The organism is Paenibacillus sp. JL3B1040 (assembly GCF_057063165.1).
The window spans coordinates 2,387,312-2,409,609 of sequence record NZ_CM169317.1; the positions used below are offsets into that span (position 1 = coordinate 2,387,312).

Annotated in this window: 22 protein-coding genes and 1 tRNA gene; 21 read left to right on the forward strand and 2 right to left on the reverse strand. The window is 54.8% G+C overall.

The genetic code is table 11. The annotated features are described in order from the left end of the window. Window positions 1-39 precede the first annotated feature (39 nt). From fapR to rnc, 8 genes are all read left to right on the forward strand, one after another. Window positions 40-636, forward strand: a complete 597-nt coding sequence (fapR, locus tag ACZF99_RS10595) for a transcription factor FapR (protein WP_483611551.1) — start codon at window positions 40-42, stop codon at window positions 634-636. After that, window positions 620-1,606: a phosphate acyltransferase PlsX gene (plsX, locus tag ACZF99_RS10600; protein ID WP_483611553.1), complete on the forward strand. Its 987-nt coding sequence runs from the start codon at window positions 620-622 to the stop codon at window positions 1,604-1,606. Before fapR ends, plsX begins: the two co-directional genes overlap by 17 nt. Before the next feature lie 12 nt (window positions 1,607-1,618). Next, window positions 1,619-2,605, forward strand: coding sequence for a beta-ketoacyl-ACP synthase III (locus tag ACZF99_RS10605; protein WP_483611555.1), 987 nt, complete (start codon window positions 1,619-1,621; stop codon window positions 2,603-2,605). Between the two features lie 74 nt (window positions 2,606-2,679). Further along, window positions 2,680-3,615: an ACP S-malonyltransferase gene (gene fabD / locus ACZF99_RS10610; protein WP_483611557.1), complete on the forward strand. Its 936-nt coding sequence runs from the start codon at window positions 2,680-2,682 to the stop codon at window positions 3,613-3,615. Between the two features lie 140 nt (window positions 3,616-3,755). Continuing rightward, window positions 3,756-4,505, forward strand: a complete 750-nt coding sequence (gene fabG, locus ACZF99_RS10615) for a 3-oxoacyl-[acyl-carrier-protein] reductase (protein WP_483611559.1) — start codon at window positions 3,756-3,758, stop codon at window positions 4,503-4,505. A gap of 69 nt (window positions 4,506-4,574) precedes the next feature. Next, window positions 4,575-4,808 carry an acyl carrier protein gene (gene acpP, locus ACZF99_RS10620; RefSeq protein WP_018750834.1) on the forward strand — a complete coding sequence of 78 codons (234 nt, stop codon included), beginning with the start codon at window positions 4,575-4,577 and terminating at the stop codon, window positions 4,806-4,808. Window positions 4,809-4,937: 129 nt separating this feature from the next. After that, window positions 4,938-6,176, forward strand: a complete 1,239-nt coding sequence (fabF, locus tag ACZF99_RS10625; protein ID WP_483611561.1) for a beta-ketoacyl-ACP synthase II — start codon at window positions 4,938-4,940, stop codon at window positions 6,174-6,176. A gap of 13 nt (window positions 6,177-6,189) precedes the next feature. Beyond that, window positions 6,190-6,897, forward strand: a complete 708-nt coding sequence (rnc, locus tag ACZF99_RS10630; protein WP_483611563.1) for a ribonuclease III — start codon at window positions 6,190-6,192, stop codon at window positions 6,895-6,897. Window positions 6,898-7,244: 347 nt separating this feature from the next. Here rnc and ACZF99_RS10635 read toward each other — a convergent pair whose 3' ends face one another. Continuing rightward, window positions 7,245-8,663: a serine hydrolase domain-containing protein gene (locus tag ACZF99_RS10635; RefSeq protein ID WP_483611565.1), complete on the reverse strand. Its 1,419-nt coding sequence runs from the start codon at window positions 8,661-8,663 to the stop codon at window positions 7,245-7,247. 177 nt (window positions 8,664-8,840) lie between these two features. Here ACZF99_RS10635 and smc point away from each other — a divergent pair, with 177 nt between their 5' ends. The 9 genes from smc to trmD all read left to right on the forward strand — a co-directional run bounded on the left by smc (window position 8,841) and on the right by trmD (window position 18,360). Beyond that, a complete protein-coding gene (smc, locus tag ACZF99_RS10640) occupies window positions 8,841-12,413 on the forward strand; it encodes a chromosome segregation protein SMC (protein ID WP_483611567.1) in 3,573 nt (1,190 codons plus the stop codon). A gap of 157 nt (window positions 12,414-12,570) precedes the next feature. Beyond that, on the forward strand, window positions 12,571-13,566 hold the full coding sequence (gene ftsY, locus ACZF99_RS10645) for a signal recognition particle-docking protein FtsY (protein WP_483611568.1): 996 nt from the start codon (window positions 12,571-12,573) through the stop codon (window positions 13,564-13,566). A 101-nt stretch (window positions 13,567-13,667) separates the two neighbouring features. Beyond that, window positions 13,668-14,315 (forward strand): PAQR family membrane homeostasis protein TrhA, encoded by a 648-nt coding sequence (gene trhA, locus ACZF99_RS10650; RefSeq protein WP_483611570.1) that lies wholly within the window; start codon window positions 13,668-13,670, stop codon window positions 14,313-14,315. Window positions 14,316-14,499: 184 nt separating this feature from the next. Further along, a complete protein-coding gene (locus ACZF99_RS10655; protein ID WP_483611572.1) occupies window positions 14,500-14,853 on the forward strand; it encodes a putative DNA-binding protein in 354 nt (117 codons plus the stop codon). Between the two features lie 80 nt (window positions 14,854-14,933). Then, on the forward strand, window positions 14,934-16,310 hold the full coding sequence (gene ffh / locus ACZF99_RS10660) for a signal recognition particle protein (RefSeq protein WP_483611574.1): 1,377 nt from the start codon (window positions 14,934-14,936) through the stop codon (window positions 16,308-16,310). 39 nt (window positions 16,311-16,349) lie between these two features. Beyond that, window positions 16,350-16,622, forward strand: coding sequence for a 30S ribosomal protein S16 (gene rpsP / locus ACZF99_RS10665; protein WP_059045412.1), 273 nt, complete (start codon window positions 16,350-16,352; stop codon window positions 16,620-16,622). Between the two features lie 22 nt (window positions 16,623-16,644). Then, a complete protein-coding gene (locus ACZF99_RS10670) occupies window positions 16,645-16,875 on the forward strand; it encodes a KH domain-containing protein (protein WP_068780674.1) in 231 nt (76 codons plus the stop codon). A gap of 139 nt (window positions 16,876-17,014) precedes the next feature. Continuing rightward, window positions 17,015-17,533, forward strand: coding sequence for a ribosome maturation factor RimM (rimM, locus tag ACZF99_RS10675; RefSeq protein WP_483611577.1), 519 nt, complete (start codon window positions 17,015-17,017; stop codon window positions 17,531-17,533). Window positions 17,534-17,535: 2 nt separating this feature from the next. Next, the gene (gene trmD, locus ACZF99_RS10680) at window positions 17,536-18,360 is read left to right on the forward strand and encodes a tRNA (guanosine(37)-N1)-methyltransferase TrmD (RefSeq protein ID WP_483611579.1); all 825 of its coding nucleotides are present in this window, start codon (window positions 17,536-17,538) and stop codon (window positions 18,358-18,360) included. On the opposite strand, the gene ACZF99_RS10685 is transcribed toward trmD, so the two are convergent. Next, window positions 18,350-19,261, reverse strand: coding sequence for a polysaccharide deacetylase family protein (locus ACZF99_RS10685; protein WP_483611582.1), 912 nt, complete (start codon window positions 19,259-19,261; stop codon window positions 18,350-18,352). The two genes, trmD and ACZF99_RS10685, sit on opposite strands and share 11 nt — an antisense overlap. A gap of 428 nt (window positions 19,262-19,689) precedes the next feature. Here ACZF99_RS10685 and ACZF99_RS10690 point away from each other — a divergent pair. From ACZF99_RS10690 to ACZF99_RS10705, 4 genes are all read left to right on the forward strand, one after another. Beyond that, window positions 19,690-19,763, forward strand: a tRNA-Pro gene (locus tag ACZF99_RS10690). 110 nt (window positions 19,764-19,873) lie between these two features. Then, window positions 19,874-20,641: a GNAT family N-acetyltransferase gene (locus ACZF99_RS10695; RefSeq protein WP_483611584.1), complete on the forward strand. Its 768-nt coding sequence runs from the start codon at window positions 19,874-19,876 to the stop codon at window positions 20,639-20,641. Between the two features lie 69 nt (window positions 20,642-20,710). Then, complete coding sequence (locus tag ACZF99_RS10700; protein WP_483611586.1) at window positions 20,711-20,971, forward strand: hypothetical protein; 261 nt, start codon at window positions 20,711-20,713, stop codon at window positions 20,969-20,971. A 384-nt stretch (window positions 20,972-21,355) separates the two neighbouring features. Further along, window positions 21,356-22,288, forward strand: a complete 933-nt coding sequence (locus ACZF99_RS10705; RefSeq protein ID WP_483611588.1) for a tyrosine-type recombinase/integrase — start codon at window positions 21,356-21,358, stop codon at window positions 22,286-22,288. The last annotated feature ends 10 nt before the right edge of the window (window positions 22,289-22,298 follow it).

Here is a 22,298-nt window from a genome sequence, read left to right on the forward strand (position 1 = left end):
ATAGTTTGTTCAAACCAGGGGGGGATACCCATCGAACGTTTGCCGAAGCGGGCGAGGCAGCAGCAGCTCGTCCAAATGATAGAAGCCAATCCGTTTATAACGGACCAGGAACTGACGCGTCAACTGAAGGTCAGCATTCAGACGATCCGGCTTGACCGGATGGAGCTGGGCATCCCTGAACTCCGGGAACGGATGAAGCTGATGGCGGAACGGTCGTACGACCAAGTCCGTTCTTTGCCGCTACACGAAGTCATCGGGGAGATCGTCGATCTGCAATTGGACAAGAGCGGGATCTCCATCTTTGAAATCCGTGAGGAGCACGTGTTCTCCCGGACAGGCATCGCCCGCGGACATCATGTGTTCGCGCAGGCCAACTCCCTGGCCGTGGCCGTGATCAACGATGAAATCGCCTTGACGTTCTCCGCGGATATCCGGTTTATCCGGTCGGTTCATTTAGGGGAGAAATGCATCGCGAAAGCTTACGTAAGGCCAAGCTCCGGCCAGAAAGGCAAAGCCAAGGTTGAAGTGTTCACTTATGTAGGCGAGGAAATGGTATTCCAGGGGAATTTTGTCATCTACCGGTCTACCGGAGACGATAATCAAGAAGGAGGAAGTCCGCATGAAAATCGCCATTGATGCCATGGGCGGGGACCACGCGCCGCACAGCACGGTGGAAGGTGCGCTGGCCGCAGCCAAAGAATGGAACGACACCGAAATCATTCTGGTCGGCGATGAACAGGTGCTGAAGCCGATGGTGCAAGGCGCTCCGGCGAATTTGCGAATTGGCCACGCGTCCGAGGTGATCGGTGCGGAGGACGAGCCGGTGAAGGCCGTTCGCCGCAAGAAGGACGCGTCGATGGTTGTGGCCGGACGACTTGTCCGCGAAGGCGAAGCCGCCGCGATGATTTCCGCAGGCAACACCGGCGCGCTGATGACGACGGGACTGCTGGTGGTCGGACGAATGGAAGGGATCGAGCGGCCAGCGCTGGCGCCGATGATCCCGACCCTTGACGGACGCGGGGTTCTGGCGCTTGATCTGGGCGCGAATATGGATGCCAAGCCGGAGCATCTGGCGCAATACGCGTTGATGGGCAGCATTTACCGCGAGAAGGTGCACGGAGTCGCAAAACCGCGGGTAGGGCTGCTCAACGTCGGCACTGAAGCGATGAAGGGCAATGAGTTGACCAAGGAGGCTTACCCGCTGCTGGAGGCGATGCCAATCAACTTCGTCGGCAATGTAGAAGCCCGGGACGTCTTGACCGGAGCTTGCGATGTGCTCGTCTGCGACGGCTTTGCCGGGAACATTTTGCTGAAATCGCTGGAAGGTACGGCGGGCGCGATGTTTTCGATCTTGAAGAAGGAATTTTCGAAATCTCTGAAAAATAAGCTGGCCGCAGCCGTGTTGATGCCGTCGCTGCGCAGTTTGAAAACGATGATGGATTATAAGGAGCATGGCGGCGCACCGCTTCTCGGCCTTAGCGGTCTGGTCGTGAAGGGACACGGGTCCTCGGACGGCGGCGCGATCAAAAACGCCGTTCGTCAGGCGCGGACGGCGCTGCAAAGCCATCTGACGGAGAGCATAGCACGGGAAATCAGCGGGAAGTGAGTGACGAGAGTGATGAATTTACGTTCGGTAGGGATTATCGGAACCGGGAAATACGTGCCGGAGAAAGTGTTGACGAACGCCGATCTGGAGAAAATCGTAGATACGAACGACGAGTGGATCGTCTCGCGGACGGGGATCAGGGAACGGCATATCGCCGCGCCGGAAGAGGCGACCTCCGATCTGGCATATGAAGCGGCCGTCCGAGCCTTGAAGTCCGCGAACCTTAAGGCGGAGGAACTGGATCTGATTATCGTAGCCACGATTACGCCGGATACGGCGTTTCCGTCGACGGCCTGCATTTTGCAGGATAAGCTAGGCGCGAAAAAAGCGGCGGCCTTCGATTTGTCCGCTGCCTGCTCCGGGTTCGTGTACGGAATGGCGACGGCAAACGGCTTTATCCAGACGGGCATGTACCGCAACGCGCTGGTGATCGGCGCGGACACGTTGTCCCGGATCACGGATTATTCGGACCGGAACACCTGCGTGCTGTTCGGGGACGGAGCCGGAGCCGTTATTCTCGGGGAGGTGCCGGAGGGACGCGGGTTCTTGTCCTTCGATCTCGGCGCGGAAGGCGCCGGCGGCGAATTGCTGAAGCTGGAGGCGGGCGGTTCCCGACTGCCGGCCTCGGCGGCCACCGTAGCGGACCGCAAGCATTATATCTACATGAACGGGCGCGAGGTATTCAAGTTTGCCGTCCGCGTGATGGGGACGGCAACCGAAGAAGTGCTTCGCAAAGCCGGGAAGAGCAAAGAAGACATCGACCTGTTTGTGCCTCATCAGGCGAATATCCGCATCATCCAATCGGCGATGCAGCGCCTGGATCTGCCGGAGGAAAAATGCGTCATCAACGTGGACAAATACGCGAACACGTCGGCGGCATCCATTCCGCTGGCGCTGGTGGAAGCGGCGGAAGAGGGGCGGATGAAGGAAGGCGACACTGTCCTGCTGGTCGGCTTTGGGGGCGGTTTAACCTGGGGGGCGTCCGTACTGGTGTGGTAAGGCGCGATTTCACGGCTGGCGGCTGCGGCCGGGGGTTGCGATCAACCGGACTTTAACGATAGGGAGTGCACAGGATGGGAAAAATCGCTTTTGTTTTTCCGGGACAGGGTTCCCAAAGCGTAGGAATGGGCAAGGATATATATGACGCGTTGCCGGCGGCGCGGGCGCGCTTCGAATCGGCTGACCAACAGCTGGGCTTTTCGCTGAGCGGCTTGATCTTTAGCGGGCCGGATACCGAACTGAAGCAAACGGCCAATACGCAGCCGGCGCTGCTGACGACGAGCGTGGCGCTGTACGAGGCGTTTGCGGCCAAAGGCTTCAAACCGGACTATGTCGCCGGCCATAGCCTGGGGGAGTACAGCGCGCTGACGGCGGCTGGCGCTCTCAGCTTCGAGGATGCCGTAAAGCTCGTACGAGCCCGCGGTGAATACATGGAGCAGGCGGTGCCGGGCGGACAAGGCGCGATGGCTGCGGTGCTCGGCGGCGAACGCGAAGCGCTCGCGCAACTGTGCGCGGACATTTCGACCGGCGGTGCGCTCGTTGAGCTGGCGAATGTCAACTGTCCGGGACAGATCGTCGTGTCGGGGAGCCAAGAAGGGGTTACCCTCGTTGTAGAACGAGTGAAGGAAATTGGCGCCAAGCGGGCGATCCCGCTCGAAGTGAGCGGACCTTTCCATTCCTCTCTCATGAAGACGGCGGCTGAACGGCTTGGCGAACGGTTGTCCGTCGCCTCGTTCCGCGACGCCGAGGTGCCGGTCGTAGCCAACGTCACGGCCCGTCCGGTGCACAGCGGGGCGGAAATCGCGGAGCTGTTGGTACGCCAGGTGTATTCTCCCGTGCTTTGGGAGGATAGCGTGGGTTGGCTCCTCTCGCAGGGAGTCGATACTTTCGTGGAGATCGGCCCCGGCAGCGTCTTGACCGGTTTAATCAAGAAAATCGATAAATCGGTGCGGCTCTTTAACGTCAGCGGGTTGGACAGCCTGGAACAGACGGCCGAAGCCTTAAATTAAGGATGCCGAGGGATCAAGGTTTACCTTCGCCGCAAAGGAGCTGTTACGGCTCAAGGAATGGCGATGAGTTTCACGCAAGACGGAGTTTTGATTTGGATGCGTCTCATGTCTCATAAACAAGGCGAAAGGAGATGAACCTTTTGAGCAAACCGCTTCAAAGCAAAACCGCTTTGGTGACGGGGGCTTCCCGCGGAATCGGACGCAGCATCGCGCTGGCTTTGGCCGAGGCTGGAGCCGATGTTGTCGTAAATTATGCGGGAAATGAAGAAGCCGCCGCCCGCGTCGTTTCCGAAATCGAGACGCTTGGCGCGAAAGCCTATGCAGCCAAAGCGCATGTAGGCAGCAGCGAGCAATTCGAGGATATGGTGAAGTCCGTGCTCGAGGCGTGGGGCCGGATCGATATTCTGGTGAATAACGCCGGAATTACAAGAGATAATTTAATTATGCGTATGAAGGAAGAAGAGTTTGACCAAGTCATTGAGACAAACCTGAAGGGCGTATTCAACGGCATCAAAGCCGTGACGCGTCCGATGATGAAGCAGCGCTCAGGACGAATCATCAATATCTCTTCCGTGGTCGGCGTGCTCGGCAACGCGGGTCAGGCGAACTATGTCGCCGCCAAAGCCGGGGTCATCGGCCTGACGAAAGCATCGGCCCGCGAGTTGGCTTCGCGCGGGATCACCGTAAACTGCGTCGCCCCCGGGTTTATCGAGACCGACATGACGGGCGAGCTTCCGGAGGAATATCGCCAGAAACTGCTCGGAGATATCCCGCTAGCCCGTTTGGGACAGCCGGAGGAAATCGCAGGCGCGGTTTTGTTCCTTGCCTCGGACAGCGCGGCCTATATGACCGGTCAGACGCTGCATGTGGACGGCGGAATGTATATGTAACTCGCGCCTTTCGCTTCTATGGCATTTTAACTTCAAATCTCTTATAATACCAAAGAGGAGGTGAACCGGATGTCCGATGTATTGGATCGCGTAAAACGCATTGTGGTCGATCGCCTCGGCGCTGATGAAGCCGAAGTGACGCTGGAAGCGTCTTTCAAAGACGACTTGGGTGCGGATTCGCTTGACGTAGTTGAATTGGTCATGGAATTGGAAGATGAATTCGATCTGGAAATTTCCGACGAAGATGCAGAGAAGATTACGACTGTAGGTGAAGTTGTAAACTACATACAATCTCATACCTAAATGTCATCCCAAAGTCCCGTACCTCCTACACAGCAGGCGGGACTTCTCCTCATCTTTACCCTTTGCGCTCATTCGCGGGTAAATCCAAGCATGATAAGTACACATGAAGTCCATACGAGGTGAGTGTGTTTGAAGCATAGAGTAGTAGTTACGGGAATGGGAGTCGTGACGGCACTTGGCCAAGACCTCGATACGCTGTGGAACAACCTGGTTCAGGGGAAATCCGGCGTTTCGAGAATCGAAGCGTTTGATGTCAGCGAATACCCGACGCAAATTGCCGCTTCCGTGAAAGATTTTAATCCCGAGGACTATGTCGATCGGAAGGAAGCGCGGAAAATGGACCGCTTCGTGCAGTTTGCGACCGCTGCGGCGGTGAACGCCATGAAAGACAGCGGACTCAACATCGCCGAGCAGGCCGACCCGGAGCGGGTTGGCGTGATGATCGGTTCGGGGATCGGCGGTCTCGGAACTTGGGAGGACCAGCACAACATTTTGCTGGAGAAAGGGCCGAAACGCGTCAGCCCGTTTTTTATACCTATGATGATTGCCAATATGGCCTCAGGCCACGTATCGATCCTGTTCGGGGCGAAAGGTCCGAACACGACGGCGGTGACTGCGTGCGCGACCGGAACTCATTCCATCGGCGATTCGTACAAGCTCATCCAGCGGGGTGATGCCGATGTGATGATTTGCGGCGGCGCGGAAGCAACGATCCGTCCAACCGGCATGGCGGGATTCTGCTCAATGCGGGCGATGTCGACCCGCAACGACGAACCGGAGAAAGCCAGTCGGCCGTTTGATCTGGAACGCGACGGTTTCGTCATGGGCGAAGGCGCCGGCATTCTGATCTTGGAATCGCTGGAGCATGCGCAGAAGCGCGGCGCCAAAATCTACGGCGAAATTATCGGCTACGGCTTAAGCGGGGATGCGCACCACATGACCGAGCCGGACCCGAGCGGTCCGGAGCGCTGCATGAAGATGGCGATCCGCGATGCCGGCATCGCGCCGGAGGAAGTGGATTACATTAACGCCCACGGCACGTCGACGCCGGTTGGGGACCGTTCGGAGACGATTGCGATCAAGCGTGCGTTTGGCGACCATGCCTATAACTTGGCCGTTAGCTCGACCAAATCGATGACCGGTCACTTGCTTGGGGCTGCCGGCGGCGTGGAAGGCGTCATCTGCGGACTTACGCTGCAGCATGGGGTCATTCCGCCAACGATCAACCTGGAGCACCCGGATCCGGAATGCGATCTGGATTACGTTCCGAATGAAGCCAGACGTGCGGACGTCCGCGTTACGATGTCCAATTCGTTCGGATTTGGCGGACATAACGCCACGATCATAATGAAGAAATACGAAGCGTAAGGGGTTAAGTCTGGTGAATGGAGATCTGAAGCAGTTACAGCAAAAACTTGAACTGGCATTCCAAAATCGGCAGCTTCTGAAACAAGCCTTCACCCACGCGTCATACGTGAACGAGCATCGCTTCAGCCAATACGAGGATAACGAGCGCCTGGAATTTTTGGGCGACGCCGTTCTCGAGCTGACCGTCTCGGAGCATTTATATCGGTTATTTCCGGATCGTCCCGAAGGGGAGTTGACCAAGCTACGCGCCGCCATCGTATGCGAGCCGTCGCTCGTGAAGTTCGCCGAAGGCCTGGAATTCGGGCAATACGTCCTGCTGGGCAAAGGCGAGGAGCTGACGGGAGGACGTACCCGTCCGGCGCTGCTTGCAGACGTGTTCGAATCCTTTATCGGCGCATTATACCTGGACCAGGGCCTGGAAGCCGTCACTGCGTTCCTTCATCGCCACGTATTTCCTAAATTGAACCTGGACGGCAAGCTGGCGACCAGCGACTTCAAGACCGAGCTGCAGGAGTTGACGCAGCATCACGGCATGGGCGCGTTGGAATACCGGATCGTTGAAGAACGGGGACCGGCTCATGAGCGCGAATTCGTCGCGGAGGTCTGCATGGAAGGGCGTACGCTCGGGCAAGGCACCGGGCGATCCAAGAAGGAGGCCGAGCAGCAGGCGGCCGCCGTGGCGTTGGAGCTGCTGAAGGGCTCCAAGCTTGACGGAAATTAAAGAAAAAAAGGTCGTCTCCAAGGTCTTGCGGACCAAGCGGGGACGACCTTTTTTAGAGCCAGTGTATTCCTGTGGAGCTCTAACGCTGATCAGCGTTGCTATTGATGTATTTATTCAGGATTGTAAATTGTAACGCTTATCAGGAAGCTTATTAGTAGGTTTTTTATCCAAAGAGGGGTTATTTGGTGTCCATAAGCTCGCTGGTCAGCGTTAGCCTCGAAACTCTGTGCTTTTTGACTCTATAAGCCTCCTGGCAAGCGTTAGCGCAAAAATTGCCGTAGATCCGAGGGATCAAGTTCAGTGCAGTTCCATTTCATCTTCGGCCCTGTGCCACCTTGGACTTCGTACTAAGGCAGCCGTTTGCGGATTTCCGTCATCAGCGTCAGCGTATCCATCCCGGCATGATTGCCGAGCAGAATGATCGTGTACCCGCCGCCAAGCTCCCGGGACATCCCGGTGGCGTAGCCGGTGCCGCTGCCGTTGTGAAAGATGCGCGTCCCCCCGTTTTCCTGGCGGATCATCCAGCCGTAGCCGTAATTTTTCTCGGAATATGGGGTGAACATCTGGGCGATGGACGCTTGGCGGAGTACCTGCTCCGTTTCAAACGAGGCGATCCAGGTCAGCATGTCGTCGGCGGTGGAATATAGCGTGCCGGTGCCGGATTGGGAGAGATACGGGCCGGCCGGTGCCCATATCTGGTCTCCGGCGCTAACGTAACCTTGGATCACCGGGACCGATGATTTCGCTTCTCCGGTTCCGTTTAACCCCAGCGGCTCCCAAAAGCTCTGCTTCAGGTAATCCCCGTAACTCATCCCCGATGCCTTCTCGATGATTCCCGCCAACACGACGTAGCCGCTGTTGCTGTAAATGAACTTGCTGCCCGGTTCAACCAGCAGCGGTTTGGAGCGGATGGCCTCGATCGTATCCTGCAAGGACATCCCCGCTTCGCGAGGAAAGTTGGGGTTAATGCCCGACAGGTGGGACAACAGCAGGTGAACGGTGATCCGGTCTCCGGCTGGGAAACCGGGGACGAACGATTCCAGCGAGTCGTCCAACCGCAGCTTCCCTTCTTCCGCCAGCTTCATCACGGCCGCCGCCGTAAACGACTTGGTCAGCGAACCGAGGCGCGATTTGCGATCGGCGCGGACGAGATGGGTCTCGCTGTCATATCCGTAACCTTTGCGCAGCAGGATCTGGTCCCCTTTGGCGATCAACGCGATGCCGGAATACCGCTGGGCGATCAAATAGCGGTCCGCCGCCTCCGTCTCGGTAGAGCTGACAGTCGCACGATCCGGCATCAAGTCGACGCGTTTAGTGCCGGCCACCGCCGCCGAGGCACGGACTTCGGCCTTCATGATCTCGGCCATCGCCCGCAGCGGCACCAGCGTGACGCCGTCGCGATCGATGGAAACATCGTCCGTCCGAAGCGGGTCGCCGTTGACGCTGAACAGATCCGTCCCGGCGCGGTGCAAGATCGTATCTCCATGAACCCGTACCTCGGCGGCGCGCTTGGCGGTGTTCCACTTCACTTCCGCGCCCAGACGCTCGGCTGCTTCGCGCAGCGGCACATATGTCACTCCGCGATAGAGGAACGGTGCGGTTGTCCAAGCAACCTCCTGCTCACCGATCGTCACTTGCACGGAGGCAAGGGGCTGCGTCCGCATAGCCGCTGCCACGGGCAGAGCCGGACTTGCCAGCGACCCGGCGCTAAGGCACAAGGATAATAGCAGCAAGCCGGCCCGGCGGGAAAGCTTCCTTTTGCTCATCAAGGATACTCCTTTTACCGATATAAATGATTGGATTTTTCTATCACACTAGCAAAAAGCAATTTGAATTACAAGCGAGCGCGGGAAGCGTGAAGCCGGGCCTCCATACGAGACGGATTGCCTGTCCTCCGGGGCTTCGGGTGTGTTACAATAGTCGGTAGAGGTGATTGTGAACGTATGTTTTTGAAACGGATAGAGTTAGCGGGCTTCAAATCGTTCGCCGATAAGACGGAGATGGAATTCGTCCGCGGCATTACCGCCGTGGTCGGGCCGAACGGGAGCGGCAAGAGCAATATCTCCGACGGGATCCGCTGGGTGCTGGGGGAGCAAAGCGCGAAATCCTTGCGCGGCGGGAAAATGGAAGATATCATCTTTGCCGGGAGTGACGCGCGCAAGGCGGTGAACTTCAGCGAGGTGTCGCTGACGCTGGATAACACCGATCAGGCGTTGCCGCTCGATTTCAGCGAAGTGACGGTAACCCGGCGTGTCCATCGCAGTGGGGACAGCGAATATTTCATCAACAAGCAATCCTGCCGGTTAAAGGATATCACCGAGCTGTTCATGGATACGGGGATCGGGAAGGAAGCTTACTCTATCATCGGGCAGGGCCGAATCGAAGAGATTTTGAGTACGCGGTCCGAGGATCGCCGCGGGATTTTCGAAGAGGCTTCGGGGATCGTGAAATACAAGAGCCGGAAGCGCGACGCCCGCCGCAAGTTGGACGATACGGAGCAGAACCTGCTGCGCATCAACGACCTTGTCGTTGAGCTGGAGGATCAGATCGAGCCGCTGAAGGAGCAATCCGAGAAAGCGCTCAGATTTAAGGAATTGCGCGAGCAATTGAAAAATAAAGAGATTTCGCTGTATGTGCACCAGATTGAGCAAATCCACGCTTCGTGGAGCGAAGCCAACGCCAAGCTGGCCAAGCTGCAAGAGGAGCAGTTGGCTTTGTCGACCGTCGTCTCCGCGCATGATGCCAAGCTGGAGAGCGACCGGCTCGCGCTCCGTCAGGTCGAGGATCAAATCGAACTGCTGCAGGGGCAACTGCTTGAATACAGCGAAAGCTACGAGAAAACCGAAGGTTACGGCGAGGTGCTGAAGGAGCGCGCCAAAAACCTGACCCAAAACCGCGAGCAGCTTCGCCAGTCGCTTGCGGTCAGCGAAGAGCGGTTCGCCCAGCGGCAGCAGGAAATGGAGCAGTTGGCGGCCAAATTCGCCGCAGCGGAGCAGCAGCTTCGCGAGCTGCAAAGTGAACTCGCGGCCGAAGAAGCGAAGCTGATCGGCGTGACCGGCGGCATTAGTCAGGCGCAGGAGGAAGGCTTGAAAGGCCAACTGCTGGACATCATGAACCGAATGGCGCAGGCGCGCAACGAGATCCATTATGCCGAGCAGCAGAAGGACAGCGTGAAGCGTCGGATGGAACGCGCCGAAGAGGAAGGCGTCAAATGGACGGACGAGCTGGAAAGGCTAAAGGGCAGCAAGGCCGAACTGGAGAAGGTGCTGGACAAGCTCGGCAAGGAGATTGCCGATTTGCGCGGACAGTACATTCAGGAGAGCGAGCGCGTAAATTCGCTGCAGAAGCTCGTTGAAGAGAGCCAGAGCAATATACGCAAATGGGAGCAGAAACGCGAGGCGCTCGTATCCCGCCGCGACACGATGAAGGAAATGGAGGATGATTACGACGGATTTATCCTCGGCGTCAAGGAAGTGCTGAAAGCGTCGAAAAAATCGACGTTGTCCGGGGTCCACGGCGCGGTTGCGGAATTGATTCGGGTTCCGGAGAAGCTTGAGCTTGCCGTAGAAACGGCGTTGGGCGCCGCGATGCAGCATATCGTTATGGAGAACGAAGCCGTATCGCGTCAGGCTATCGCGTTTCTGAAGCAGCGACAGTTGGGACGGGCCACGTTCCTGCCGCTCGACGTCATTCGTCCGCGCCAGATTTCCACAGCGGACAAGCGCCTGCTGGAGGAAGCGGACGGATTCGTCGGGATCGGCGCGGAGCTGGTCGGCTATGAGCCGCGGTACGCGGACATCGTCGGCAGCCTGCTCGGCAACGTCGTATTTGCCAGCGATCTGGAGCGGGCCAACAAGATGGCCGCTCGGCTGCAATACCGCTTCCGGATCGTGACGCTGGAGGGCGATGTCGTAAATGCCGGCGGTTCGATGACCGGCGGCAGTCAGCACCGCAAGAACAGCAATCTGCTGGGCCGCAAGCGCCAGCTCGATCAGCTCGCCAGCGACATCCGCGAGAGCGAGGAGATGCTGAACAAGCTGCGCAAAGGGCTGGCGGATCTTCGCAGCCAGTTGGCCAAGGCGGAAAGCGAGCTGACGCGGCTGCGCGAAGCCGGCGATGCCAAGCGGGTCGAGGAGCAAGCTTGCGCGGGCGACCTGAAGCAGGTCGACCACGAGTGGCGTCACGTCTCCGAGCAATATGAGCTGTACGGCCAGGAGAAGGGCCATTACTTGAAAGAGCTCGAGGAGCTTGAAGCTACGAAGAAAGCCGCGGAAGAGCGTCTTGTGGAGCTGGAGAAAGAGGAGCAAACCGTTCGGCAGTCGATCCGGGCCGCCGAATTCGCGCGTAAAGCCAGCGAGTCGGCCAAGGAGGAACTGCAGGATTTGCTGACGGGCCTGAAGGTCCGGGAAGGCAAGCTGGATCAAGAATGCCAGTCGCTGCGTGAGCAGCTGCGCCGCGCGGAGGACGAGTTCAAGGTGCAGGAGCGCGAGTTGGGGCAAAACCGTACGATTCTGCAATCGATCGAAGCCGATCTCCAGCAAAACGAGGAGCAAACCGTCAAGCAGCGCGAGGAGCTGAACGACTTCAAGCTGAAGAAGGAACGCGCTGGTGAGCAGTTGGAGCTGGAGCGGGCTTCGCGCGCCGTACTCGTCAAGAAGCTGGAGGAAGGCGAAAGCGAAACGAAAGAGCAGCGGCTTGGGCTTAAAGCCGTGGAGGACCAACTGCGCCAGACGGAAATCCAGGCGAACCGCCTCGATGTGGAGCTGGACAACATCCTGCGCAAGTTGTCGGAGGATTACGAGCTCAGCTACGAGCTGGCCAAGCAGCGTTACGCCGTGCCGGAGGACGTGCCGCAAACCCAAACGGACGTCAAGGAGCTGAAGCGGCAAATCACTTTGCTCGGCGAAGTGAATCTCGGCGCGATAGAGGAATATAACCGCGTGTCCGAGCGTTACCAGTTCCTCAGCGAGCAGAAGGATGATCTGGTCGAAGCGAAAACGACGTTGTACCAAGTCATCCGCGAGATGGACGAAGAGATGTCCAAACGGTTCAAAACGACGTTTGACGCCATTCGCCGCGAATTCGTGATCGTCTTCTCGAAGCTGTTCGGCGGCGGACGTGCCGACCTGATCCTGGTCGATCCGGATCATCTGCTGGATACGGGGATCGACGTGGTTGCCCAGCCGCCGGGCAAGAAGCTGCAAAACCTGCAGCTGCTCTCCGGCGGGGAGCGGGCATTAACCGCCATGGCGCTGCTGTTTGCGATTCTGCAGGTGAAACCCGTGCCGTTCTGCGTGCTCGACGAAGTCGAGGCGGCGTTGGACGAAGCCAATGTGGCCCGTTTCGCCCAGTATCTGCGCGAATTTTCCGAGCAGACCCAGTTTATCGTGGTCACCCACCGCAAAGGCACGATGGAGGAAGCCGACGTGCTGTACGGCGTGACCATGGAGGAAGGCGGCGTGTCCAAGCTCGTCTCCGTGAAGCTGGAGGACGAAGAGACGGTCGAAATCGCTTAAGCCGGACGCAAGGTCGAAAACGGTGGCTTGAGAGTCAAGAGGATGGCTTGGCTCTCCTGCCACGTTTTTATTTGCGACCCGGCGGTTGGCGGAAATTGCTTGGACCCTCGCAGTGTGCGATAATGAGTTCGAAGTGATGAAGGAGGATCTGTTCCCTATGAGTTTCTTTAAGAAACTGAGAGAAAGCATTGCATCCAAAACGGAATCCGTAACCAAACAATTTCGGGACGGCTTGGAGAAAAGCCGCAAGGGCTTTGTTGAAAAAGTGACGGAGCTCGTGACCCGGCGCAAAAAAATCGACGAGGAATTTTTCGAAGAGCTGGAGGAAATTCTGATCGGTGCCGACGTCGGCGTGAACACCGTGCTGAAGTTGATCGACGATCTGCGGGAGGAAGTCAAGCAACGCCGCATTGAGGAAGCTTCCGAGCTGCAGCCGCTGCTGTCGGAGAAGCTGACCGAGCTGCTGCGCGGGGATGAAGACAGTGAAATGCATTTGAATCCGGACGGGATCAGCGTCATTCTGTTCGTCGGCGTCAACGGTGTCGGCAAAACGACGACGATCGGCAAGCTGGCCCATTATTATAAGCAGCAGGGCAAGAAAGTTATCCTGGCTGCGGGCGACACGTTCCGCGCCGGCGCGATCGAGCAGTTGGAGGTATGGGGCAAGCGGGTGCAGGTGGACGTCATCAAGCAGCAGGCCGGTTCCGACCCGGCGGCGGTCATGTTCGACGCGGTTCAGGCGGCTAAGCAGCGTGGGGCGGATATCCTGCTGTGCGATACGGCGGGACGGCTGCAGAACAAGTCCAACCTGATGGAGGAGCTGAACAAAATTTACCGCGTGATCCAGCGGGAAATTCCGGGCGCTCCGCATGAGGTGCTGATGGTGCTCGACGCCACCACCGGACAAAACGCGCTTAGCCAAGCGAAGATGTTCGGCGAGAAGAGCGGCGTCACCGGTCTGGTGCTCACGAAGCTGGACGGCACCGCCAAGGGCGGGATCGTCATCGCCATCCGTCAGGAGCTCAGCCTTCCGGTGAAATTCGTCGGTCTCGGCGAGAAGGTGGACGACCTCCAAAAATTCGATTCCGAGCAGTTTGTGCACGGCTTGTTTGCCGGCTTGATCGCGGAGGAGGAAGAGGCCGAAGAGGCTTAAACCGGCAATCCGTTGTAACAAGCAGCGGGGCATTGACGTATGATGATTATAGGCGGACGCCCGGAAAGACATACTAACTAGAGATTTTAGGAGGTGACAGGATGGCCAATACGCATACTTACGACCGCCGCGAGGAAATCGCCAATGCGATCACTCACGGCATCGGCGCTTTGCTTAGCGTGGCGGGATTAGTATTGCTGATCGTTTTTTCCAGCATGAAGGGCACGGCTTGGCATGTCGTCAGCTTTACCATTTACGGGGCGAGCATGCTGCTGTTGTACCTGTGTTCCACCCTCGTGCACAGCTTTAAGGAAGGCAAATTGAAAGACTTGTTCGAGTTTTTCGATCATTCCTCCATCTACATTTACATCGCGGGAACGTACACACCGTTTCTGCTGGTGGCCGTTCGCGGGCCGCTCGGCTGGAGTCTGTTCGGAACCATTTGGGGGATCGCGCTGCTTGGCGTCGTCTTCAAAGCCTTTTTCGTCAAAAGATTCCTGTTCATGTCGACGTTTTTTTACCTGATCATGGGCTGGCTGATCGTCATCGCTTGGGGACCGCTGACCGCGGCCATGCCGCATCAGGGGATCGTCCTGCTGGTTGCGGGCGGGCTGGCGTATACGCTTGGGACGGTTTTTTACGTATGGCGGGGCTTCCCTTACCACCATGCGATTTGGCATCTGTTCGTGCTTGGCGGAAGCGTGACGCACTTCTTTGCGATTCTGCTGTATTTGCTGCCCAATCATTAAACGCTTGATGGCGGTCAAGCCGCTTTCCGAATCTTCGGGAAGCGGCTTTTTTCCGGATTGGCGGTGTCGTAAGCGCCGTAGATAGATGTTAAGGAAAAATGCTTGACATCGACCCCGGCATTCGGTATCATAGGAAAAGTTGATGCGCTGTAAAGTGTTTTTCCTTGACGGAGGGGGTGCCCAGATGAGTCAGGAGAATAGGCTTGAGAAGACGAACCGGATCAACCTTTTGTTTGATTTCTATGAAGCGCTGCTTACGGAGAAACAGCAGACGTTCTTAAAATATTATTTTCTCGATGACTTCTCGCTGGGCGAAATCGCTGCCGAGTTCGAGATCAGCCGCCAGGCGGTGTACGAGCATATCAAACGGGCCGAAGGCATGCTGGAAACGTATGAGGAGAAGCTGGGCCTGCTGAAGAAGCATGAGGCGCGGAGCGGCGTGTTGTCCCGGCTGGAGCGGCTGGTTGAAGACAGCGCCATGTCCCCGTTACATAAAGAAACGGCAAGAAATTTGCTTCGCGAGGTGGAGCAATTGTAAGATGACGATATATATGAAAATCAAAGTTCGAAAAGTTCAGCTTTTTGAACTACTCTTTTTGAGAATGGGGGTGACGGGATATGGCATTTGAAGGTTTGACAAGCCGCTTGCAAAGTGTGTTCAGCAAGCTGCGCGGCAAAGGCAAGGTATCGGAGGACGATGTCAACGAAGCGATGCGCGAGGTGCGGCTCGCTCTGCTGGAAGCGGACGTCAACTTTAAAGTCGTCAAGGAATTCATCGCCAAGGTGAAGGAGAAGGCGGTCGGCAAAGAGGTCATGGACAGCTTTACGCCGGGCATGGTCATCATCGATATCGTCAACAAAGAGCTGACCGAGTTGATGGGCGGAAGCCAAGCCAAGCTGGCTCGCAGCAATCGGCCGCCGACCGTCGTCATGATGGCGGGTTTGCAAGGGGCCGGTAAGACGACCACTTCGGCCAAGCTGGCCAAGCTGCTCTTGAAAGAGAATCACCGGCCGTTGCTCGTAGCGGGAGATATTTACCGTCCCGCGGCAATCAAGCAGTTGCAGGTGCTCGGCGAGCAGATCAAAGTTCCGGTCTTTACGTTGCCGGAGGGCAACAGCCCGGTCGAAATCGCCCGTCAGGCTTTGCAGCATGCCAAGGATAACGGCAACGACTACCTGCTGATCGATACCGCCGGGCGGCTGCACATTGACGAAGAGCTGATGGAGGAACTGCGGCAAATCCATGAGGTGACGAAGCCGGATGAAGTCCTGCTGGTCGTGGACGCCATGACCGGCCAGGACGTGGTGAACGTGGCCGAAAGCTTCAACCAGCAGCTGACGCTGACCGGGGTTGTGCTGACCAAGCTCGACGGCGATACCCGCGGCGGCGCGGCGTTGTCTGTTAAAGCCGTCACCGGCTGTCCGATCAAATTCGCTGCGCTTGGCGAGAAGATCGATGCGCTGGAGCCGTTCCATCCGGAACGGATGGCTTCGCGGATTCTCGGCATGGGCGATATGCTGTCGCTGATCGAGAAAGCCCAGGCCAACATCGACGCGGACAAAGCGAAGGAAATGGAACGCAAAATGCGCAATGCGGAGTTTACGTTCGACGATTTCCTGGAGCAAATGGATCAGGTCAAGAAGCTCGGGCCGCTGGATCAACTGATGGACATGATCCCCGGCATGGGCAAGATGAAACAGATGCAGAATCTCAAGGTTGACGAGAAGCAAATGAGCCGGGTGGAGGCCATCGTGCACTCGATGACCAAAGAGGAGAAGCAACATCCCGACATGATCAATCACAGCCGGCGCAAGCGGATCGCCGCAGGCAGCGGGACTACGCTGGCCGATGTCAACCGCTTGATCAAGCAGTTTGACGAAATGCGGCGTGTGATGAAGCAGTTCTCCGACATGATGGGACCAAAGGGCAAAGGCAACAAGATGATGAAGCAACTAAGTAAAGCCGGCAAAGGGATGCGTTTCCCTTTCCGTTAATCTAAAGCAAATGTTCATTCTTTGAAGGAGGTGAATTCCGTGGCAGTTCGTATTCGTTTGAAACGTATTGGTGCTCATAAAGCTCCTTTCTACCGTATCGTGGTTTCGAATTCCCGTTCCCCGCGTGACGGCCGTTTTATCGAGGAAATTGGTTACTATAACCCGGTTGCACAGCCGGCAGTAGTTAACATCGATGAAGAGAAAGCATTGAAATGGCTCCAAGACGGTGCGCAAGCATCCGATACCGTTCGCAATCTGCTGAGCAAAGCAGGCGTTATGAAGAAATTCCATGAGCTTAGACAGCAGAAATAATTGCTGATTCGGAGGGTCGCATATGGAACAATTAGTCGGCGTTATCGCGAAGGCTCTTGTTGATCATCCGGACGACGTTCGTGTGGAGGTCGTGGAGAAGGAACACCTGATCGTCTATGAGCTTTCCGTACATCCCGACGATGTAGGGAAGGTCATCGGCAAGCAGGGGAGAATCGCCAAGGCGCTCCGCACGGTCGTAGCATCGGCAGCGGTCAAGATGGATAAGCGGGTTACCGTGGATATCATGTCTTGAACGGCAACTTCATAATGGTAGACGAAAGCGGGTTAGGATGTTTGTCCTAGCCCTTTTTCGTACATGCTGAAGCAGAAGGATCCCGGGACGGGAAAGCCAGCTGCGAGAACGACGAGGAGATTTCAATCGGGAGGTTATTATGTCGGATTCATTGTTATCGGTAGGAAAAATCGTGAACACGCACGGGATACGCGGGGAGCTTCGGGTACTGCTGCAGACGGATTTTCCGGAGGTGCGTTTTGCTCCAAAAAGCCGGCTTCTGATCATTCATCCGGATACCGGGGAGCGGCTGGAGGTTACTGTGCAAACGGCCCGGCCTTACAAGCAGATGTACATTGTGAAATTTGCCGAATTTTCCAGTATCAATGAGGTGGAGCGTTTTAAAGGCCGGGACCTGAAGGTGAGCAAGGCCGAATCGGTGGAGCTTCCGGAGAATGAATATTATTTCCACGAGATCATCGGCTGCAAGGTCGTCAGCGATGAAGGCGAGGATCTCGGCGAAATCGTGGAAATATTGAGGCCGGGCGCCAATGATGTTTGGGTGGCCAAGCTGCCAAGCGGCAAACAGTTGCTGCTTCCGGTCATCGATGACGTCGTCTTGGATGTCAACGTCAAGGAGAAAATCATTCAAGTGCATGTTATGGAAGGGCTGTTGTAAAGATGAGGGTGGATGTATTGACCCTGTTTCCGGAGATGTTTGCCGGTGTATTCGGCAGCAGCATCCTCGGCAAAGCCCGGGAGAAAGGCATCGTTTCGTTCAACGCGATCAACTTTCGGGACTATTCGGGCAATAAGCATGGGAGCGTCGACGACACGCCTTATGGCGGCGGCGGCGGGATGGTGCTTAAGCCGGAACCGATCTTCCGCGCCGTCGAGGATTTGCTCGGTCGGCAAGTCGGCGAGGATGCGGTTGGTTCATCGGGGGAAGAGGCCCCCGGCGTTGATCCCGGCCTGGCGTCTAACGCGTCCGTCCGTCCGCCGCGGATTATCCTGATGTGTCCGCAGGGCGAGACGTTTACGCAAAAGAAGGCGGAAGAGTTGGCCCAAGAAAATCATCTTGTCTTTATTTGCGGCCATTATGAAGGTTATGACGAACGGATTCGCGAGCATCTGGTCACCGATGAGCTGTCGATCGGCGATTACGTGCTGACTGGCGGCGAGCTGCCGGCGATGGTCGTGATCGACAGCGTCACGCGCCTCCTGCCGGGCGTATTGGGCAATGAAACGAGCGCGGTGACGGATTCGTTCAGCACCGGATTGCTGGAATACCCGCATTACACGCGCCCGGTCGAATTTCGCGACTGGAAGGTGCCGGATATTCTGCTGAGCGGGCACCATGCCAATATTGAGGAATGGCGGCGAAAAGAAGCGCTTCGGCGCACTCTTTTGCGCCGCCCGGACCTGCTGGAGAAGCTGGAATTATCGTCTCAGGATTTGAAATGGCTGGAGCAACTAAAAACTCATCCTCCGGAAATCAAGGATTGAGCAATTTCTCCATGTCAGTGTTCGAGGTGACCGTCAGTCGATTCAAGGTCATCAACCGATCCCCGGGTTTTACGAAGCCCTGGCGGACGGTGAAGGCCATTCGGTAACCGTTTTCCTGGAGATGATAAATCATTTGCCGGGTTTTCTCTCCAAATGGGTAGGCGAAGTAAGGAGAGTCGACCACTTTTTCTTTCATTAGGGCAATATCTTTTTCCACTAGGGCGGGGTCTTGCCCCGCGGCTGTCTTTACCCCGCAGATCTCATAGCCCTTATAATGAAGATTGTAAGTATGGCTGTGAAACTCGAAGACATCGCGCGCAGATTCCATTTCTTCCTTCGATAGATACGTTTTTTTTGCGGGATCAAAGGCTTGGGGGTGCTCTTCCAATATACTGCCAACGACAAAAATGGCTGCCTTATATCCGTATTTTTTGAGAATCGGGTAGGCATAAATATAGTTGTTCTGATATCCATCATCAAACGTTATGACGACGCTTTTGGCCGGCAGGGAAATCTGTCCTCGGACGTATTGCTCCAGTTCGCTTAACGAAGCCGTATAGTACCCGTGGTCGTGCAGATAGTCGAGATTTTGTTCAAAGGCTTCCAAATGGATGATGGCATTGTTGTCCGGATACTTATTGTATTTCTTCGGTGTGATGTAGTGATACATGAGCACGGGTACTTGCTCGGCTGTACCGGGCGCAACGGAAAAGCCTTTGGGCAGCTTAGGGTATACCTCATGTTTATTATGGGTTAAAGTGAATATCGTGTTGTTGACCATGCCCCATGAGGTGCACGTCTTGCGTGACAATACGGTGCTTGGATGGTTCACCGCCACCGCATAAATCAGCACAAGAATGGCCAGTGAGAATAATGCATACTGAAAGATTCTTTTTCTCATTAGCTTGATAAACTCCTATCCTATCTAATTGTGCAACATATCTATTTTACATAGAATAGAAAAATGTGGGTTACGAATTGGTTGCAAAATGAAAGCAAACCGCGGAAATCCAAGCGACTTTGCGATTATATGGACGCAGTGGGTAAAGAAGGCGGCTGACCCAGCAGGAAATCCGACGGATTGGTGAAGTCCTGGCGCTCAAAAGACGGACGTTGACCTTGCGCTTGGCACCGTTATTTTCGCGGTCGAAAACGTTAAGACGAGGACGGGGGCACGTTACTTTTAGCGAAATTCCAGCGCAAGGGTGCGCACCTAAATATTGCAGGGAAGTACCCTTATAAGGTATAATACGATTACCGCGTTTGTTGACCGCTGGACGTACGTATGGACGAACGTTGTTTTTATGCGGGACCTCCGCGCATAGCTGTCGGGGTATGGCGCAGTCAGGTAGCGCGCACCCTTGGGGTGGGTGAGGCCGTGGGTTCGAATCCCGCTACTCCGATCAGAGCAAACCCAGAAACAGACAAATTCAACGTGAATTTTGTCTGTTTCTTTGTTTTTGCAAGGCAAGTATACTTTAAGGGATTAAGAACGGAACGAGGGTTGATGTCTATGACAAATCAAGAGATATGGGAGATCGCCATGCGGCAATCCGCGATCGATGCGAATTGCCGTGCAGAAGATTTTCGCCAACAAATAAACAAGGTCATATTATCCTCGGAGCATCCAGGGGCCAGAAAGTACTTGACCTTGCCCTTTTATTGCCATTTGATTTCCTACGGAAATAACATTGTTGCCTCCGTTCATCCGGAGATCCGCGATGTCGTAGAATCCTATATCAACAAGTACTCCATTGAGCATTGTTTTGAGACTCCGAATTTGCATGTGCTGAACGATGAGCTTCAACGCAGAAACCGGCGGATCTGCTTTATGGCCGAGTATTTTCTTCCGGATGTTCAGTTGCTGAAGGCCGGAAAGTGCGATTACGAGACACGGATTTTGGGACCTGACGCTTTTGCCGGTTTGTATACAGCGGAGTGGAGCAATGCCTTATGCGAAAAACGAAAACATCTCGATGTCCTGGCGGTCGCGGCTTATGACGACGACAACCTGATCGGGTTAGCCGGATGCTCCGCGGATTGCGAATCGATGTGGCAAATCGGAGTCGACGTCTTGCCTCCTTATCGCCGAAAGGGCATTGCTTCAGCCTTGACGAGTCGTTTGGCGGTAGAGATTCTTGAGCGGGGCAAGGTACCATTTTACTGCGCCGCCTGGTCGAACCTGAAATCGGTGCGAAATGCCTTGAAAAGCGGTTTTCGACCGGCTTGGGTCGAGATGACGGCGAAAGATAGCGAGTTTGTCGCGGCATTTAACCGGTAGTCGCCCATACCGTTCGTCCAATGTCCTCATACTATGCAGTAGCTTGTAAAAGGAAGGGGAACGAGGGGAATGGTAGAGGCTTATTATAACTGTTTGCACTGTATGAACAAGAAGGTTCGCATATTAACCCGTGATGGCGGCGTATATGAAGGTACGATCGTGAAGGTGGACCGGGAGAACGTTTATTTGAAAAGATCGGCGAAAGGCCGGGCGCATACCTCGGCGTTTATACCGCCTTACGGCTATGGTTACGGTTACGGCCCCTATGGCGCTAACGAAGAGATTCTAACGCTCAGTTTGTTCACCTTGCTGGCCATCGCATTAATCTAAAGATACAACGTTTGCCTCCAAGGATTGGAGGCATTTTTTTGCCGTCATCGAGATAGGATAAAAACAGGCGGCTTGCGAATGAACAGCTGGTGTGTTTCTTTGTACATTTTCCTTGCGATGCCTATGGAATTATGATAAAATTCAATTTGTTGTGAATTCGGTGGTCCGCTGCGGATGATGAAGGAGAACAAGAGGTTCTTCGGAAGAGGCATGAACACCTGAGTGGAAGTTTGATTACAGCTACTGCCACTTATATTTACAACAATGCCAATCATATCAATGAATTTCGGCATTTTTATGAAGTGAATAAGATAGCGTTCATGTGTGAACTTGCTTATTGAATCATGAACCACTTTCTTTTCTGACCACAAATCTGAAAAGGGAGTGGTTTTTTTGTTACTGAAATTTGCTGTTAAGGATTTCCATGATGACGTAAAATATCGGAACTTATCTTCAAAGACAATTAATGGTTATCTGATGACTCTCAACGAATTTCAAGAGTATGCCGTTAATAATGAAATAGTAAATGTTGAAGATGTACGCACTGGAACAATTCGTTCTTACCTGCTTTACTGCCGTGAGGAAAGAGGGAACAACCCAACAACAACTAATTCTAAGCTGCACACCTTGAAAGTATTCTTTAACTATTTGGAAAGGGAAGAAGTAATTCAATCCGCAAAACTAAACCCAATTAGAGGAATAATGTTTGCAAAAGAGGATATTCAAATTCAAACTTTTAACGAAAATCACATAAAACAGATCCTTAACTACTACCGCAGAAGCAAGGACAAGTATAGTTCCTTTTCAGCTTACCGTAACTACTGTATGGTAATTTTCTTTCTTGGAAGTGGAGCGAGACTGGGCGAGGCAGTTAATCTTAAGTGGAACGATGTTGATTTAGTTAATGGCGTGATTGTCCTATATGGCAAAAAGCGTGAACAGTCGTCTATTCCGATCACTGAAAAACTTGTTAAAGAACTTGCTGAGTTTAAGGTGTTCTGCGAACAGAACTTTAAACAAACATCAGAATATGTATTTGTAACAGACGACAACACACAATTGGCGGTTGATTCTGTAAAAACAATATTCAAGCGTTTAAAAAGGGATATGAATTTTAAGGACGTCAGATGTAGCCCACACACATTCCGTCATACTTTCGCCAAAAATTACCTAATGAATGGTGGAGACGCTCTAAGCCTTCAAAAAATGCTTAGACATAAACAACTTGCCATGACACAACGATATGTAAATTTGTTTGGTACTGAGTTAAGAAAATTGAATGATCAGTACAACCCTCTCCAACATATGGACATTTAAGGGGGTGATA

Excerpts from the sequence above, each read along its gene's own strand:
- plsX (WP_483611553.1), top strand. The coding sequence starts at position 620 with ATGAAAATCGCCATTGATGCCATGGGCGGGGACCACGCGCCGCACAGC.
- ACZF99_RS10605 (WP_483611555.1), top strand. The coding sequence starts at position 1,619 with ATGAATTTACGTTCGGTAGGGATTATCGGAACCGGGAAATACGTGCCG.
- fabD (WP_483611557.1), top strand. The coding sequence starts at position 2,680 with ATGGGAAAAATCGCTTTTGTTTTTCCGGGACAGGGTTCCCAAAGCGTA.
- acpP (WP_018750834.1), top strand. The coding sequence starts at position 4,575 with ATGTCCGATGTATTGGATCGCGTAAAACGCATTGTGGTCGATCGCCTC.
- ACZF99_RS10635 (WP_483611565.1), bottom strand. The coding sequence starts at position 8,663 with ATGAGCAAAAGGAAGCTTTCCCGCCGGGCCGGCTTGCTGCTATTATCC.
- smc (WP_483611567.1), top strand. The coding sequence starts at position 8,841 with ATGTTTTTGAAACGGATAGAGTTAGCGGGCTTCAAATCGTTCGCCGAT.
- ftsY (WP_483611568.1), top strand. The coding sequence starts at position 12,571 with ATGAGTTTCTTTAAGAAACTGAGAGAAAGCATTGCATCCAAAACGGAA.
- trhA (WP_483611570.1), top strand. The coding sequence starts at position 13,668 with ATGGCCAATACGCATACTTACGACCGCCGCGAGGAAATCGCCAATGCG.
- ACZF99_RS10655 (WP_483611572.1), top strand. The coding sequence starts at position 14,500 with ATGAGTCAGGAGAATAGGCTTGAGAAGACGAACCGGATCAACCTTTTG.
- ffh (WP_483611574.1), top strand. The coding sequence starts at position 14,934 with ATGGCATTTGAAGGTTTGACAAGCCGCTTGCAAAGTGTGTTCAGCAAG.
- ACZF99_RS10670 (WP_068780674.1), top strand. The coding sequence starts at position 16,645 with ATGGAACAATTAGTCGGCGTTATCGCGAAGGCTCTTGTTGATCATCCG.
- rimM (WP_483611577.1), top strand. The coding sequence starts at position 17,015 with ATGTCGGATTCATTGTTATCGGTAGGAAAAATCGTGAACACGCACGGG.
- trmD (WP_483611579.1), top strand. The coding sequence starts at position 17,536 with ATGAGGGTGGATGTATTGACCCTGTTTCCGGAGATGTTTGCCGGTGTA.
- ACZF99_RS10685 (WP_483611582.1), bottom strand. The coding sequence starts at position 19,261 with ATGAGAAAAAGAATCTTTCAGTATGCATTATTCTCACTGGCCATTCTT.
- ACZF99_RS10695 (WP_483611584.1), top strand. The coding sequence starts at position 19,874 with ATGACAAATCAAGAGATATGGGAGATCGCCATGCGGCAATCCGCGATC.
- ACZF99_RS10700 (WP_483611586.1), top strand. The coding sequence starts at position 20,711 with ATGGTAGAGGCTTATTATAACTGTTTGCACTGTATGAACAAGAAGGTT.